We start from the raw sequence: 16,047 nt of genomic DNA on the forward strand, positions 1-16,047 counted from the left end.
GAAATGCCCGTTTTCACCACAATAAATTAATTCGGGCATCAGCTTTGTGGCTTTTAAGTTTTATTTTCTCAAACGGTCATGATTCTTATCACTTTAAAGTGATGAAAATCACATAAAACAACTATCTATACGCTAAGTGTGACCTCCATCATATTAACCAGCCTTTTTTATTTGAAAATGGATTCATGAGTTCACTTCCTGCCCCCTTGTTATTACCCGGCATATATCCGAACTCATCCAATTTGCGGTCTGGAGAGCAATACCGACCACAGGCTAAAGCCGTTAAAGATGCTTTTGAACCTACGAGGATGCTATGGCAAACACAACAATACAAACGCAGAGCTTTCGCGCCGCAGAGACAGGTCAGGCGAGGAGTTACGTTATTCCTTTCGCCCTCCTGTGCTCGCTTTTTTTCCTTTGGGCCGTGGCTAATAATCTGAATGACATTTTATTGCCACAATTTCAACAAGCCTTTACTCTGTCTAATTTTCAGGCCGGGTTGATTCAGTCCGCCTTTTATTTCGGTTATTTCGTCATTCCTATTCCAGCTGGGATTCTGATGAAAAAACTGAGCTATAAAGCAGGTATTATTTGCGGACTGTTCTTATATGCTTTCGGTGCCGCCTTATTCTGGCCTGCTGCCGAAGTGATGAACTACACTCTTTTCCTTATTGGCCTGTTTATTATCGCAGCTGGATTAGGGTGTCTTGAAACTGCGGCCAACCCGTTTGTGACGGTTTTAGGGCCAGAAAGTGGAGGCCATTTCAGACTGAACCTGGCGCAAACATTCAACTCTTTCGGCGCTATTATCGCCGTCGTGTTTGGGCAAAGTCTTATTTTGTCGCACGTCCCACATCAATCTCAGGAAGTGCTCGATAAAATGGCGCCAGAACAACTTAGCGCCTACAAGCACAGCCTGGTTTTATCGGTTCAAACACCTTATATGATCATCGTGGCAATCGTGTTACTGGTGGCCCTGCTGATCATGTTCACCCGCTTTCCTGCCCTGCAAAGCGACGATCACAGCGACACCTCACAAAGCTCCTTCTCAGCATCTCTGGGTCGCCTGATACGTATTCGTCACTGGCGCTGGGCGGTGCTCGCACAGTTCTGCTATGTCGGCGCGCAAACCGCATGCTGGAGTTATCTGATTCGCTACGCTGTTGAAGAAATTCCTGGCATGAGCGCAGGCTTTGCCGCCAACTATCTTACCGGCACGATGGTGTGTTTCTTTATTGGACGCTTTACCGGCACCTGGCTCATCAGCCGCTTTGCGCCACACAAAGTGCTCGCGACCTATGCCCTGCTGGCGATGCTTCTGTGTCTCTATTCAGCCTTTAGCGGCGGTCATTCAGGCCTGCTGGCGCTGACGTTATGCAGTGCGTTTATGTCCATTCAGTATCCAACCATCTTCTCGCTTGGGATCAAAAATCTGGGCCAGGACACCAAGTATGGCTCCTCATTTATCGTCATGACCATCATTGGCGGCGGCATTGTGACCCCGGTGATGGGCTTTGTCAGCGACGCGGCTGGCAATATCCCTACAGCAGAACTGGTTCCGGCAGTGTGTTTCGCTGTCATCTTCATCTTTGCCCGCTTCCGTTCACAAACGGCAGCTCACTAAATATTTTTTCCGAATAACGTGAGGGATTGGTAATGAAAAAAAGCAGCTTACCGAAAATTGGCATCCGCCCGGTAATTGATGGACGTCGTATGGGCGTTCGCGAGTCGCTGGAAGAGCAAACCATGAATATGGCGAAAGCCACGGCGGCCCTTATCAGTGCAAAACTGCGTCATGCCTGCGGCACACCGATCGAATGCGTGATTGCCGATACCTGCATCGCAGGAATGGCAGAATCTGCCGCCTGCGAAGAGAAATTCAGCAGCCAGAACGTTGGCGTCACCATTACCGTCACACCTTGCTGGTGCTACGGCAGTGAAACCATTGATATGGACCCACTGCGTCCAAAAGCTATCTGGGGCTTCAACGGCACCGAACGTCCAGGGGCCGTCTATCTTGCAGCCGCACTGGCGGCACATAGCCAAAAAGGTATCCCGGCGTTTTCTATCTACGGTCACGACGTTCAGGATGCCGATGACACCACCATTCCGGCGGACGTCGAAGAGAAACTGCTGCGTTTTGCACGCGCAGGCCTGGCTGTCGCCAGTATGAAGGGCAAAAGCTATCTCTCTGTGGGTGGCGTTTCAATGGGGATTGCAGGTTCCATCGTCGACCATAACTTCTTCGAATCCTGGCTCGGTATGAAAGTACAGGCCGTTGATATGACCGAACTGCGCCGCCGCATCGACCAGAAAATTTATGATGAAATCGAACTGGAAATGGCGCTGGCCTGGGCCGACAAAAACTTCCGCTACGGCGAAGATCAGAACGCGCAGCAGTACAAACGTAACGAAGTTCAGAGCCGGGCGGTGCTGAAAGAAAGCCTGCTGATGGCGATGTGTATTCGCGACATGATGCAGGGTAATAAAGTATTAGCCGACAAAGGGTTAGTCGAAGAATCTCTGGGATACAACGCTATTGCCGCTGGCTTCCAGGGGCAGCGTCACTGGACGGATCAATATCCAAACGGCGATACGGCAGAAGCGCTGCTCAACAGCTCTTTTGACTGGAATGGTGTACGCGAACCTTTTGTGGTCGCAACGGAAAACGACAGTCTCAACGGCGTAGCGATGCTGATGGGCCATCAGTTAACCGGCACCGCACAAATTTTTGCCGACGTTCGAACCTACTGGTCGCCGGATGCGGTCAAACGAGTGACGGGCCAACCACTGACCGGGCTGGCAGAACACGGCATTATCCACCTGATCAACTCTGGTTCCGCGGCACTGGATGGTTCTTGCCAGCAACGCGATAGCAAAGGTAAGCCGACCATGAAACCCCACTGGGAGATCACGCAACAGGAAGCCGATGCCTGCCTCGCGGCCACCGAATGGTGCCCGGCGATCCACGAATACTTCCGTGGGGGCGGCTTCTCCTCCCGCTTCCTGACCGAAGGCGGCGTACCATTCACCATGACCCGCGTCAATATCATCAAAGGCCTGGGTCCGGTACTGCAAATTGCAGAAGGCTGGAGCGTTGAATTGCCAAAAGAGATGCACGATCAACTCGACGCCCGCACCAACTCAACCTGGCCGACGACCTGGTTTGCACCACGCCTGACCGGCAAAGGTCCGTTCAGCGATGTGTATTCGGTAATGGCTAACTGGGGCGCGAACCACGGTGTATTGACTATCGGCCACGTTGGCGCGGACTTTATCACTCTGGCTGCTATGCTGCGCATTCCGGTCTGCATGCACAACGTTGAGGAGGAAAAAATCTACCGCCCTTCAACCTGGTCTGCACACGGAATGGATCTGGAAGGTCAGGATTATCGCGCCTGCCAGAACTACGGACCGCTGTACAAACGTTGATGCATTCTGCCCCCCGCTACCGGGGGGCAAATACGTTCCTGGAGTCATTATGAAACAAGAGGTCATACTGGTCCTTGACTGCGGCGCCACCAACATCCGGGCAATAGCCGTTGACCGACAAGGAAAGATTGTTGCCCGCGCCAGTGTCGCGAATTCCAGTGAGGTAGCGGCAGAGAATAACGCCTGGCATCAATGGTCGCTGGAGGACATCCTGCAACGTTTCTCCGGATGCTGTCATCGTCTGGCCAACGAACTGTCACGCTGTACCATTCGGGGCATTACGGTGACAACGTTTGGCGTTGACGGCGCACTGGTGGACGCACAGGGAGAACTTCTTTATCCGGTGATTAGCTGGAAATGTACGCGCACGGCAGCGGTCATGGAAAATATTTCCCGCTACATTGAACCCCGGCATTTGCAGACCATTTCAGGCGTTGGCGCATTCACGTTTAACACGTTATACAAACTGATTTGGCTGAAAGAGAACCATCCCCGGTTGCTTGAAAAAGCGCACGCCTGGTTGTTTATTTCCTCGCTGATTAACCACCGTTTAACTGGCGAGTTCACTACCGATATCACCATGGCGGGGACCAGCCAAATGCTGGACATCCACCACCAGGACTTCAGTTCAGCCATCCTTGAAACCACAGGTATACCGCGACGTCTGTTCCCGCGTCTTGTTAATGCCGGTGAACAAGTGGGCACGTTACAGGACAGCGCCGCCAGGATGCTCGGCCTTCCGTCGGGTATTCCGGTAATTTCTGCCGGGCATGATACCCAGTTTGCGCTTTTTGGCGCAGGTGCGGATAAAGATGAACCAGTGCTCTCTTCCGGCACCTAGGAGATTCTGATGGTCCGCAGCACACAGGTAAACACTCCCCTGCTCAGTCGCTATCCCGGCTCGACCTGTGAACTGGACAGCCAGCCTGGTTTATACAACCCAGGAATGCAATGGCTCGCCTCTGGCGTACTGGAATGGGTGCGCAAATTGCTGTGGACGCCCGATACCCCGTGGCAAGCGTTGATTGAAGAAGCGCGCCGCATCCCCGTAGGTGCTGAGGGGGTGACCATGCAATGCGATCTTCTCACCTCACCCGAGGCCGGGTGGCAGGGTGTCACACTTAATACCACGCGAGGCCATTTTTACCGGGCCGCACTGGAAGGGCTAACGATGCAACTTCAGCGCAATCTTCATACGCTGGAACAAATTGGCGAATTCAGAGCGACGGAACTGCTGCTGGTCGGCGGCGGAAGCCGCAACGCACTGTGGAATCAAATTAAAGCCGATATGCTCGATTTACCCATCAAAGTCCTGGAAGACGCGGAAACCACCGTCGCAGGCGCAGCCATGTACGGCTGGTATGGCATCGGTGAATTCACCACCCCCGAACAGGCGCGCGGACAGGTGCAATACCAGTACCGCTATTTTTATCCACAAACGGAATCAGTCTTAACAGAAGGAGTGTGAAATGCTCAAAACAATTTCGCCTTTAATTTCTCCGGAGCTACTGAAGATTCTGGCTGAAATGGGCCACGGCGACGAAATTATTTTTTCTGACGCCCATTTTCCGGCACACAGCATCGGCCCACAGGTTATCCGCGCCGATGGTCTGCAGGTCAGCGATTTACTGCGTGCGGTGATCCCGCTCTTTGAACTCGATAGCTACGCACCGCCGCTGGTGATGATGGCCGCCGTGGAAGGCGACAGCCTCGACCCGGAAGTGGAATCACGCTATCGCGATGCGCTCTCTTTACACGCGCCCTGCCCTCCCGTTACACGTATTGACCGCTTTGCCTTCTACGAGCGGGCGCAACACGCCTTTGCGATCGTTATCACAGGCGAGCAAGCGAAGTACGGGAATATTCTTTTAAAGAAAGGAGTTACGCCGTAATCTTTTGCCGTTTCGCCCGCAAACGACGGGCGATCATCGAAGGATGGAGTGAGAAAAGATGAAAACGGCACGTCAGCAGGCGATCCTTAAACTCTTGACCGACCATAAAAGCCTGACTACAGATGCGCTTGCACTGCAGCTTAACGTCAGCAAAGAGACCATACGCCGCGATCTCAGCGAGCTTCAGGCGCAGGGAAAAGTGCTGCGCAATCACGGACGTGCCAAATCCATTCATCGGGAAAATCAGGACAGCGGCGACCCGTTTCACATTCGCCTTAAAAGCCATTACGCCCACAAAGCCGACATTGCCCGCGAAGCGCTGGCCTGGATAGAAGAAGGTATGCTGATTGCGCTTGATGCCAGCTCCACCTGCTAGTATCTCGCACGTCAGTTACCGGACATCAATGTGTATGTGTTCACCAATAGTCAGCCCATTTGTCAGGAGCTGAGTAAACGTGAAAACATCCAGCTTATCTGCTCCGGCGGCACGCTGGAGCGTAAATATGGCTGCTACGTGAATCCTTCGCTGATTTCACAGCTCAAACCACTGGATATTGACCTGTTTATTTTCTCTTGTGAAGGCGTCGACCGTGGTGGTGCGCTCTGGGATTCCAATACCCTTAATGCCGATTTCAAATCAATTCTTCTCAAACGTGCCGCACAATCGCTGTTATTGATCGATAAAAGTAAATTCAACCGCTCAGGCGAAGCGTGTATCGGCCACCTTGAGGATGTAACACATATTATTTCTGATGTGCAAAATGGAAAGTGAAGGAGTGATGCCAGCCGGAACATGATAACAAAAGCACGTTTCACGCAATGAAGAGCGTAATTTATGCATTGTGCCAATATTTCTACGAGACGAATCCTTCATTATATAAATCTTCTGACACACTGATTATGTCTACGTTTGAGGCTGTAATTTAAATTGTGTATCTGCCTGTTTTTGATATGTTCACTCTAACAACGGAGACAGGCGAATTATGGACGAAAACAAACTCAAAGCGCTGGCTGCTGAACTGGCTAAAGGCCTCAAAACTGAAGCAGATCTTAACCAGTTTTCCCGTATGCTGACAAAGTTAACCGTCGAAACGGCACTCAATGCTGAACTGACAGACCATCTCGGGCACGAGAAAAATGCCCCAAAATCAGGCTCAAATACCCGTAATGGGTACTCATCTAAAACGCTACTTTGCGACGATGGCGAAATTGAAATCAGTACACCCCGCTACCGGGAGGGTACTTTTGAACCCCAGCTTATCAGGAAAAATCAGACTCGCATCACACAAATGGACAGCCAGATTTTATCTCTGTACGCCAAAGGTATGACTACACGGGAAATCGTCGCCACGTTTAAAGACATGTACGATGCCGATGTGTCTCCGACGCTAATATCGAAAGTTACCGATGCGGTCAAAGAACAGGTTGCAGAATGGCAAAACCGGTCTCTCGATGCGCTGTATCCCATTGTTTATCTTGACTGTATTGTGGTGAAAGTTCGTCACAGCGGCAGCGTGATCAACAAAGCTGTGTTTCTGGCACTGGGCATCAACACCGAAGGACAGAAAGAACTTCTGGGGATGTGGCTTGCCGAAAACGAAGGAGCAAAGTTCTGGCTGAATGTGCTGACAGAGCTGAAAAATCGGGGCATTCAGGACATCCTGATTGCCTGCGTGGACGGTCTGAAGGGCTTCCCGGATGCGATAAACAGCGTCTATCCTCAGACGCATATCCAGTTGTGCATCATCCATATGGTACGCAACAGCCTGAAATACGTGTCGTGGAAGGACTACAAAGCCGTCACTGGCGGGCTGAAAGCGGTTTATCAGGCACCGACAGATGAAGCCGCGCTGATGGCGCTGGATGCGTTCGCGGACGTCTGGGACGATAAATACCCGCAAATCAGTAAAAGCTGGCGTACACACTGGGAAAATCTCAATACCTTCTTCGGGTACCCGCCAGATATCCGCAGGGCTATCTACACGACGAATGCCATAGAATCGCTGAACAGTGTGATCCGGCAGGCGATAAAGAAACGTAAGGTGTTCCCGACAGATGACTCAGTACGGAAAGTGATTTATCTGGCGATTAAGGATGCTTCAAAAAAATGGAACATGCCGATCCAGAACTGGCGGCTGGCGATGAGTCGTTTTATCATCGAGTTCGGTGATCGCCTGAGCGATCACCTTTAATATGGTGGCAGTTACACAGAATTATTTACAGGGTCAGACCCAACGCCTCCTTTATTTTATATAATTTAAGGCTAGTTGTTTTTTCTAATCGTGATAGCGTCCTCAACAACATTTGCTAGATTTTCTTTAATCCAATTGTATTTTTCTTGGCTTGTAGAACCGGTAGGATTATAGCATTTCACAATAGCTGAAAGTTTTTTCCCTTTATCGCCATACCCTATGTAATCAAAAGGATTATCACCTTTAGTAGAGGTATTTCCACCACTGTCTTTTAGACCATGTATATAAATACCTACAACACCTTTTCCATTATTCCATCCTTCAATAATTTCGTGATTGATCCACTTGCGATTAGCTGTATCACTACCGACGAGCACCACAATGCATGATTTTCCATACATTTCGTCTGCGATCCATTTCTTTATCGCAGCATCTCCGCCTTTTTTAACTGTTTCCCAATTATTATCTGAAGTGGGAGTATTACCGTCAATAGCTCCGATACTACGCACTGTGGCGACCCGCCAATTATCAGGAATATAATGAAAGCTGTAGAAGCAATTACGTTTAGTCATGATTCAATCCTTATTTCAATGAGCCAAGTAAGTCGATTAATACACCCTTAATCGTTTCCAAATCTGAGTTATGGTCTGAAAGTTTTTCTATTTTCTCTTTCAGTTCTTTGGTGAAATTAGCACTATCAAAGTATCCATCTTGAGAAAGTTTATTATGAATTTCTCTTGTCGCATATTCCGTTGCGCCGACAGGAATTAACAAAAGCCCGTTATTCTTTGCTATTTCAAACTCTTTAATTAAACCATCAGCGTTGACAACAGCACCATCTTTTATCTTATTGCCAAAAACAAAAATCGCTATCCCAGCATGCGAAATCATATCCGTACGATATTCATTCCATATCTCTGAAATCGGTCGTTTACCAACTTCATATTGTGGGAAAGGTCTCAGTATTAATTGATCAGAGTCTAAACGCTTACCGCTCATATACACATTTTCTAATACTCCGGTAATAACTGAGCTACCAATACCTAATCCAAACCCAGAGACTATTCGGAATCCTAAAGCTGCTATATCTTTCGATAAAGAGTAAATGAAATGTTGAGCTTCATCTGGTTTCCACCGGGCATACTCATGTGCCGAGCCAGATAAAAAGATAGTTTTTCTTCTATACGCCCATTCTAACTGATGAAGAATATCTGTTATTTCAGAATAGTCAGATACAAGTATTGTTTTAATACCAAATCGAAGTAAATCTTGAATAAAAAGTTCTTGTTTGCGCTTTCTATATTCCGTATCGGCCTGAGTTTCTTCGGCGATTGGCTCTACAAGTTTCTGAATACAATAATGCTGTCTTTGATCCGTTGAGTAAGCAATTCGCACTCTGCTCAGGATATAATCAAGGTTCGGATCTGTAAAACTAAAACCTAAGAATAAAAATGTCTTAGATACTAGATCACCGCTTAACGCATTAATAAACGGCTGCATTTTGATATGATAACTCTCGTAATCATCTTTCGTGATTACAGCTTCATCAGGATTTTCTATATCTCCGTGCATTTTATAAACAACAGCATCTCGACCACGTTTTGTAAAACTCAGTTGTTTGACACGATATTTTGTATCAGGTATTTTCCCTGCTTCAGTTAAAGATTTCTCAATAAGTTTATCGTAGTTAGTTGTCCAATATGTAGATATTGGAAGCCTTGCAAGAATTTTATGGTTTGAAGTTATTTCAACATCATCAGATAGCTTATTTATCAGGAGCTGATTGAGTTTACCTCGGTTCGCTGCATTTGAATTGCAGTGATATTGAGCTAAAGCAACTAAATCTGTTTCTTTTTCAATCTCTAGCTCCAGCTCTTCAGCTATGGGACGGAGTAACTCAGTCCAACTTACAAATCCTGCGGGGGCTGAAAGGCCCGCTCCTGCAAAAATTGCTAAATTATCTTCTGCTAAATCATTTAGCAACGTAGCAATCAACCGTCTCCTTTGTGACTCCGTAGTCGCTTTCAATTTTCCACTCCATTATTTATAACTAACAGGTCGTGATTTGTATCCTATACACAATGTAAACGAAGCCGTAAACACCGACATAATTAACCATTATAAAAAGTAGGTCAATAATTTATATCACATCACAAACAACACTCTTCCCACAGTTAGGAAATGTGAAAATTAGTCATAATATTCAATGAGTTGATTGCTTTCGCTGTTCCTATCATCGACAAAATTGTAGGAGAAGTGAGGGAAGCACCATAACAGGATTACTGTCTCAGAGGCAGATCACGCAACGACTAACAGAAGAGCAGAAGGGCAGAAGGGCAGAAGAGCAGAAGAGCAGAAGAGCAGAAGAGCAGAAGAGCAGAAGAGCAGAAGAATTTGAGAAGCTATCACAACAACATAGTAGATTCAGATATCGCTAAAAACAATCTTCTCAGTGGGAAAGGTAGCAAAATGAAGAAGTTCAGTGACTAGTCCTGATATAGGTTGACAGTTTTCTGCCTGTAAAACGCCTAATGAACATCATCGGGCGTTTTGTATTTCAGGGCCAGATGTGGCCGTTCATGGTTATAAATTGCCACGGACTCTTTTACCATCATCCTGGCTTGTGTGAGATCCGCCGGGCGCGAGAGTAAAAATTCATTTTTCAGGATCCCGTTTATCCGCACAGCCAGCGCATTCTGGTAGCAGTCATAGCCATCGGTCATTGAACAGGTTATTCCGTTTCTTTCATGAACTGACTGATAAAGTACCGAACAGTATTGCAGTCCTCTGTCAGAGTGATGTACCAGCGGACCTGTCGTCTTTCTCTGCCTCAGAGCGTGTCTGAACGCTTTTACCACGTTTTCTGTCTGCAGGTTTTCCCCGACATGGTAACCCACGATTTTTCTGGAGCAGGCATCAGTGACCAGACTCAGATAAGCCGTGCCGCTGCGCAGCGGAAGATAAGTTATATCAGCGACCCAGACCTGCTCTGGCTCAAGGGCGGTAACCTGTTCAGGGCCGGGTTTGAGCTGATTAGGATGCCGGTAAAAGCGATGATGGCTGTTGGTGGTTTTGTGATATGCCCGTTTCACTGGCACCAGAAGCCGGTATTCATCCATCAGGTTAAACAGACGGTCTCGTCCAATATTCAGCCTTTTATCGGCCTGAGTGTTCAGCAGATAGTGCAGTTTACGCGTACCGATTCTCGGCTGACGACACCTGACACGGGCAATAAAATCAAGAACCTGAGCATGATGTTCCTGCCGTTTTCTGCGCCTTGTGTTGTCCTGATACCATGCCTGTCTGCTGTGCCCCAGAAACTGGCATACGCGTGTAACGGTTATTTTTGGGGCCGGACTTTGCGCGAGGACTTGCCGGGCCGCTTTTTTACGAGACTCACCCCGTAATCATTTTTCAGGACATTGACAACCGACTCAAAAAACGCAGCTTTCTGGTTTGCCAGCTCAAGCTGTTCTTCAAGTTCCCTGATTCTTTGCTCGGGTGTAAGTGGGGCAGTCGTCTGAGCCACAGGCAGTTTCCTCTTCACCAGGTCAGGAAGTCCGGGGCTCCAGTCAAGCCGGCCATATTTACGCAGCCAGACAAGAACGGTGGAGCGCCCCTGAATGCCATACCGCAGCTGGGCCTGTTTATAGGTCATCTCGCCTTTTTCGACCAGCTCAACGACGGCTATTTTAAAGGATAGAGGATAATCACGTTGGGTGCGTTTGAACTCAGTCATCATCACGTTCTCCGGATTTAAGTCAGGAACGTGTCAACGCTATTCAGGACGGGTCACAGATACAAAAAAAGCCCGTTTATACGGGCTTTTTTTGCACCATCTGATGCACCATAAAATCAAAACTACATTTCAAGTTATTGATTTTATTACAAATTTGGCGGAAGCGTAGAGATTCGAACTCTAGAACCCTTTCGGGTCGCCGGTTTTCAAGACCGGTGCCTTCAACCGCTCGGCCACGCTTCCAATGAGGCGCACTATAAACATCCCGCCCCGACCTGTAAAGCCCCATTTTGATCGTTTGCCTGAAAAACAGTCAAAAACGTGTTATTCGTCTGAAATTACAACAAAATGGCGAGTTTTTCGGCACTTACAGCGCGCTCATTTTGATTAATGCTTCTTGATGTACATATCTTTTGTGAAGTAATAACCCAGTCTGTCGGGCGTAAAACCACCCACCCACGGTTTCACCAGGTGCGAACGTACATAGTGGTATACCGGAATAGAGGGCACATCCTGCGCTAACAGATCTTCTGCCTGCTGATAATAACGTCCGCGCGCGGCGATATCAGGGGCTTTAGCCGCATTCAGCAACGCCGCATCGTAGGCCGGGTTGCTATAGCGGCTGGTATTACTGCTGTCGCCGGTGCGGAAGTTGTTGAGGAAGGTGGTGGCATCGTCATAATCGGCAATCCAGGCGTAGCGCACGGCGTCAAAATTTCCCGTGCGTTTCGCGTCGAGCATGGTTTTCCACTCCTGGTTTTGCAGTTTGGCCTCAACACCAAGATTTTTCTTCCACATCGATGCGGCGGCAATAGCAATACGTTGATGCGACTCAGAGGTGTTATAGAGCAGATTAAAGCTCAGCGGGTGGTCGTCGCCAAAACCGGCTTCCGCGAGCAACTTTTTAGCTTCGGCAATCCGCTTCTCGCGCGGCCAGCTGGCGTAGTCAGGATTTTTTAGCGTGATACCGCCTATCTCCGGCTGACTCACCAGCCAGGCCGGGCGTTGCCCCTGCCCCAATACTTTCCCGGCAATGATGTCTTTATCCAGCGCCATATTCAGCGCGCGGCGCACGCGGGCGTCGTTGAAAGGTGGGCGGGTGGTGTTGAGTTCGTAGTAATAGGTCGCCAGATGGGGAGAGACATCGAGCTGCTCCGGCATCGTTTTCTTCAGCAGCGCAAACTGGTTAATTGGCACCGTTGAGGTAATGTCGATTTCTCCCGCCCGATAGCGGTTCACATCCGCGGCTTCCGATGAGATGGGCAGATAAGTGACCTGATTGATCACCGTGTGGGCGTCATCCCAGTAGCGTGGATTGCGTTTGCCGACAATGCGCTCATTCACCACCCATTGAGACAACGTATAGGGCCCGCTGCTGACAAAGTGTTCAGGCTTAGTCCATTTCTCGGCAAAGCGGGTAACCAGCACCTTATCCAGCGCCACCAGCGACGGGTGCGCCAGCATCGGTAAAAAAGCTGCGGTAGGCTGAGTGAGCGTAATTTCCAGCGTTTTGTCATCAAGCGCTTTAACGCCCAACGTATCCGGCGCTTTTTTCCCTTCGGCGATATCAGCAGCATTGACGATATTCATATTTCCCAGATAGCTGGCGTAAGGTGACGCCGTTTTCGGGTCAACCAGCCGCTGCCAGCTCCAGACGACATCCTGCGCGGTAATCGGCGTACCGTCGGACCAGGTAATGCCCTCGCGCAAGTGGAATATCCAGTTACCTTTGTTTTCCCACGATGCCGCCAGCCGGGGTTCAATCGTGCCATCAGGCTTCACCGCCACCAGCCCGTCGAACATATCGCTGATGATATTAAATTCAACGTCGCTTTCCACTTTATGCGGGTCGAGCGAGGCGGGCTCGCTGCCGTTGTTTCTGACCAGTTCCTGTTTATCCGCAAGTACCGTGCCTTCCGGTACGTTCGCCGCACTGACAGCGGTAGTGAAGAACGCCAGCCCTGTTACCAGCATGATGGCGGTAATACGGTTGTGATGATGTGGTTTCATTTCCCTTGCCTTTATTTTAATTGTCGAGACACCCTCTTCACTCTTAGCGCTGGTATCAAAATAAGGCAATGGTTTTCAGTCACCTATAAGAGGTTGATCTCGCTCTTTGCGCTGAGTAAAGATGGGTAAAAGGATTAGGGGATATGCAGGACATTTCTTATGCTGTTTCACTATTAATATCCATCATAAAGAGAGTGAATCATGGATCGCATAATTACCTCATCGCGTGACCGCTCGTCCCTGCTGAGCACGCATAAAGTTCTGCGTAATACCTATTTCCTGCTGAGCCTGACGCTTGCGTTTTCGGCGATCACCGCAACCGCAAGCACCGTGCTGATGCTGCCGTCTCCGGGATTGATTCTGACGCTGGTCGGCATGTACGGCCTGATGTTCCTGACCTATAAAACCGCGAACAAACCGACCGGGATTATCTCCGCGTTCGCCTTCACCGGCTTCCTCGGTTATATCCTGGGGCCAATCCTCAACGCCTACCTTTCTGCCGGTATGGGCGACGTGATTGGTATGGCGCTGGGCGGTACCGCACTGGTGTTCTTCTGCTGCTCGGCCTACGTGCTGACCACCCGCAAAGACATGTCCTTCCTCGGCGGTATGCTGATGGCAGGCATTGTGGTAGTGCTGATCGGTATGGTGGCGAACATCTTCCTGCAACTGCCGGCTCTGCATCTGGCGATCAGCGCAGTGTTCATTCTGATCTCTTCAGGCGCGATTCTGTATGAAACCAGCAACATCATTCACGGCGGAGAAACCAACTACATCCGCGCAACCGTGAGCCTGTATGTGTCGCTGTACAACATCTTTATCAGCCTGCTGAGCATCCTGGGCTTTGCCAGCCGCGACTAACGCCGACTGAACCTCACAAGGCCTCGCTTATGCGGGGTCTTTTTTTTTGCTACACTGCCCACCGTTTGTATGACGTGTGAAAAATTATGTTGATCTACGAAGACAAAGAAATTGAGACCGATAACGACGGTTATCTGAAAGACTCCACCCTGTGGAGCGAAGGCATGGCGGTTGCCATTGCCGCGAATGAAGGCATTGAACTGAGCCCGGAACACTGGGAAGTGGTGCGTTTTGTCCGCGAGTTTTATGTGGAGTTTAACACCTCCCCCGCTATCCGCATGCTGGTGAAAGCGATGGCCAATAAGTTTGGCGAAGAGAAAGGCAACAGCCGCTACCTTTATCGTTTATTCCCGAAAGGCCCGGCTAAGCAGGCGACGAAAATTGCCGGCCTGCCTAAACCGGTAAAATGCATTTAATAGCGAATGCTGAAGCCATCCCACGCTTTCTGGGGTTGATGCGGTTCGGCCAGAACCCGGTCAACTCTGGCGCTGCGTGGGCCTCCGGCTTTTAGCCACGCCAGCAACGTTTCCACCTGCACCTGTTCGCCGCAGGCAACCACTTCCACGCTGCCGTCGTCCATATTACGGGCATAGCCCTTAAGCCCTAACCGTAGCGCTTCTCGCTGAGTGCTGTAGCGAAACCCTACGCCCTGAACCATGCCATAGACCCACGCAATGGTGCACACTGATGCCATTTTGCCTCCCGTCGCAATCCCTGAAGTTCCGTTAAGTATGACATTTTCCAGACGTTTTACCGAACGCGGGGCCGCAATATTGCCATGTTCATTGCAATTGGACGGCGAAGTCGGGAAAATGCAGCCCTTCCCATCGAATAGCCAGAATAATTATCTATATACGCCTCAATTTTTGAAGAACACTGAAGAACGCCCAAGAGCATGTGTTTTCTTTAGCTTATTCAATATGTTGTAAGTATAGCCCGTATGAAATTCGGTTAAGTTCATATGACCCCAAATGCCCCAAAACAGCCAAAAACCACCCTCAAATGTCCCACCCATGCCCCAAGGAATTTCATTGTTTTGTGTCTTTTTTAGCTGTTTTTTCCTGCAGTTACGGACCTTATACGGGAAGCCTATACGTTAATTTAGTCCGTCAGATTAGACCACTGGGTTGTCATCGAACTCACCAGAACGTGCATCATTGATGATGTACGTGATCACCCCGAAAACACCTCTTGATGGCGAACTACCATCGAGCACTTTTGCTGCTCACCACCTTATCCGTCACTCCTTTGGAGGCAATCTTCAATGCCTGGTTGAATGCAATAACTGTTACTGGCCTTTGCTGAAATTTGACCCGGTTGGAGTGACTCTGAAAAACGTAAACATCGTGGGGATATTTGTCCCTGCGCCTCTGTACAATGTGGCGAACAACGGCTGGTACAGATAGGATTTTCTCTTCAAATCTTCCGTTCGCCTCCACGACAAGGGAGTCACCTATAAGGTTACCGTAACGCAGACTGACCACCCTACCAATGCCGACCGGTAAGATATGCAGAAGAACCCATAAATCTGACCATGTGTCGCTGATATCTTTCAGTTTACAATTTATCGATGCGAATTCATGTAACGTTAACTGGCTCATGTTGTGTACTTTTTTTTCTGGCTGATTTGCACCAAGCTTATCAAAAAAAAATGGACAAAATCATGATTAGCTCTCATTCCCGCGCTCATGCAAGCTCCGGCTGTAAACAGAGTCAGCCGGCATTTCGACGCGCACCGAGATAAACACATCTTTAGTGATACCAAGTGGTCACCACTCAGCCGCGGTTATCAGCATATGTGGTGACCGCATTATTAACTTATATACTTTTTGCACGTGCCAGGGCATGAACAACCTGGCCGCTGCCGCAGCCCATTACGATAATCATCGCGACTGCGGCACTTTTAGTTAGTCCTGCTGAA

11 protein-coding genes, 1 tRNA gene and 3 pseudogenes are annotated in these 16,047 nt (G+C 49.1%); 8 read left to right on the forward strand and 7 right to left on the reverse strand.

What is annotated here, in order from left to right; translation table 11 throughout:
* The first annotated feature begins 313 nt into the window (after positions 1–313).
* The 6 genes and pseudogenes from fucP to ACWWFX_RS19560 all read left to right on the forward strand — a co-directional run bounded on the left by fucP (position 314) and on the right by ACWWFX_RS19560 (position 7,516).
* Positions 314–1,624 (forward strand): L-fucose:H+ symporter permease, encoded by a 1,311-nt coding sequence (fucP, locus tag ACWWFX_RS19535; RefSeq protein WP_473224543.1) that lies wholly within the window; start codon positions 314–316, stop codon positions 1,622–1,624.
* Positions 1,625–1,656: 32 nt separating this feature from the next.
* The gene (gene fucI / locus ACWWFX_RS19540; protein WP_473224544.1) at positions 1,657–3,432 is read left to right on the forward strand and encodes an L-fucose isomerase; all 1,776 of its coding nucleotides are present in this window, start codon (positions 1,657–1,659) and stop codon (positions 3,430–3,432) included.
* Between the two features lie 49 nt (positions 3,433–3,481).
* Positions 3,482–4,900: pseudogene (fucK, locus tag ACWWFX_RS19545) on the forward strand (L-fuculokinase).
* A 1-nt stretch (position 4,901) separates the two neighbouring features.
* Positions 4,902–5,324 (forward strand): L-fucose mutarotase, encoded by a 423-nt coding sequence (gene fucU / locus ACWWFX_RS19550; protein ID WP_473224545.1) that lies wholly within the window; start codon positions 4,902–4,904, stop codon positions 5,322–5,324.
* 58 nt (positions 5,325–5,382) lie between these two features.
* A pseudogene (gene fucR, locus ACWWFX_RS19555) lies at positions 5,383–6,096 on the forward strand (L-fucose operon activator).
* A 211-nt stretch (positions 6,097–6,307) separates the two neighbouring features.
* Positions 6,308–7,516 (forward strand): IS256 family transposase, encoded by a 1,209-nt coding sequence (locus ACWWFX_RS19560; protein ID WP_473224546.1) that lies wholly within the window; start codon positions 6,308–6,310, stop codon positions 7,514–7,516.
* A 71-nt stretch (positions 7,517–7,587) separates the two neighbouring features.
* Here ACWWFX_RS19560 and ACWWFX_RS19565 read toward each other — a convergent pair whose 3' ends face one another.
* From ACWWFX_RS19565 to ACWWFX_RS19585, 5 genes are all read right to left on the reverse strand, one after another.
* Complete coding sequence (locus ACWWFX_RS19565; RefSeq protein WP_346431795.1) at positions 7,588–8,088, reverse strand: TIR domain-containing protein; 501 nt, start codon at positions 8,086–8,088, stop codon at positions 7,588–7,590.
* Positions 8,089–8,098: 10 nt separating this feature from the next.
* Positions 8,099–9,511, reverse strand: coding sequence for an SIR2 family protein (locus ACWWFX_RS19570; protein WP_473224547.1), 1,413 nt, complete (start codon positions 9,509–9,511; stop codon positions 8,099–8,101).
* 533 nt (positions 9,512–10,044) lie between these two features.
* Positions 10,045–11,258, reverse strand: a protein-coding gene (locus tag ACWWFX_RS19575) for an IS3 family transposase (RefSeq protein WP_473224548.1) whose coding sequence is annotated in 2 segments (ribosomal slippage) — positions 10,045–10,907 and positions 10,907–11,258 — 1,215 coding nt in all. Because the reading frame shifts where the segments join, the coding sequence is not laid out codon by codon here.
* Between the two features lie 152 nt (positions 11,259–11,410).
* A tRNA-Ser gene (locus tag ACWWFX_RS19580) sits at positions 11,411–11,498 on the reverse strand.
* Positions 11,499–11,642: 144 nt separating this feature from the next.
* On the reverse strand, positions 11,643–13,229 hold the full coding sequence (locus ACWWFX_RS19585; RefSeq protein ID WP_442961904.1) for an ABC transporter substrate-binding protein: 1,587 nt from the start codon (positions 13,227–13,229) through the stop codon (positions 11,643–11,645).
* A gap of 237 nt (positions 13,230–13,466) precedes the next feature.
* On the opposite strand from ACWWFX_RS19585, the gene yccA reads away from it, so the two are divergent.
* Both yccA and tusE read left to right on the forward strand, forming a co-directional pair.
* Positions 13,467–14,126, forward strand: a complete 660-nt coding sequence (gene yccA, locus ACWWFX_RS19590) for an FtsH protease modulator YccA (RefSeq protein ID WP_015965039.1) — start codon at positions 13,467–13,469, stop codon at positions 14,124–14,126.
* A gap of 86 nt (positions 14,127–14,212) precedes the next feature.
* Positions 14,213–14,542 carry a sulfurtransferase TusE gene (gene tusE, locus ACWWFX_RS19595; protein ID WP_473224549.1) on the forward strand — a complete coding sequence of 110 codons (330 nt, stop codon included), beginning with the start codon at positions 14,213–14,215 and terminating at the stop codon, positions 14,540–14,542.
* On the opposite strand, the gene yccX is transcribed toward tusE, so the two are convergent.
* Together yccX and ACWWFX_RS19605 are read right to left on the reverse strand one after the other, a co-directional pair.
* Positions 14,539–14,820, reverse strand: a complete 282-nt coding sequence (yccX, locus tag ACWWFX_RS19600; RefSeq protein WP_473224550.1) for an acylphosphatase — start codon at positions 14,818–14,820, stop codon at positions 14,539–14,541. The two genes, tusE and yccX, sit on opposite strands and share 4 nt — an antisense overlap.
* 420 nt (positions 14,821–15,240) lie before the next feature.
* Positions 15,241–15,321: pseudogene (locus tag ACWWFX_RS19605) on the reverse strand (HumD family translesion DNA polymerase); the annotation flags it as partial.
* Positions 15,322–16,047 lie beyond the last annotated feature (726 nt).

The organism is Pseudocitrobacter sp. 2023LY-00077, from assembly GCF_055796175.1.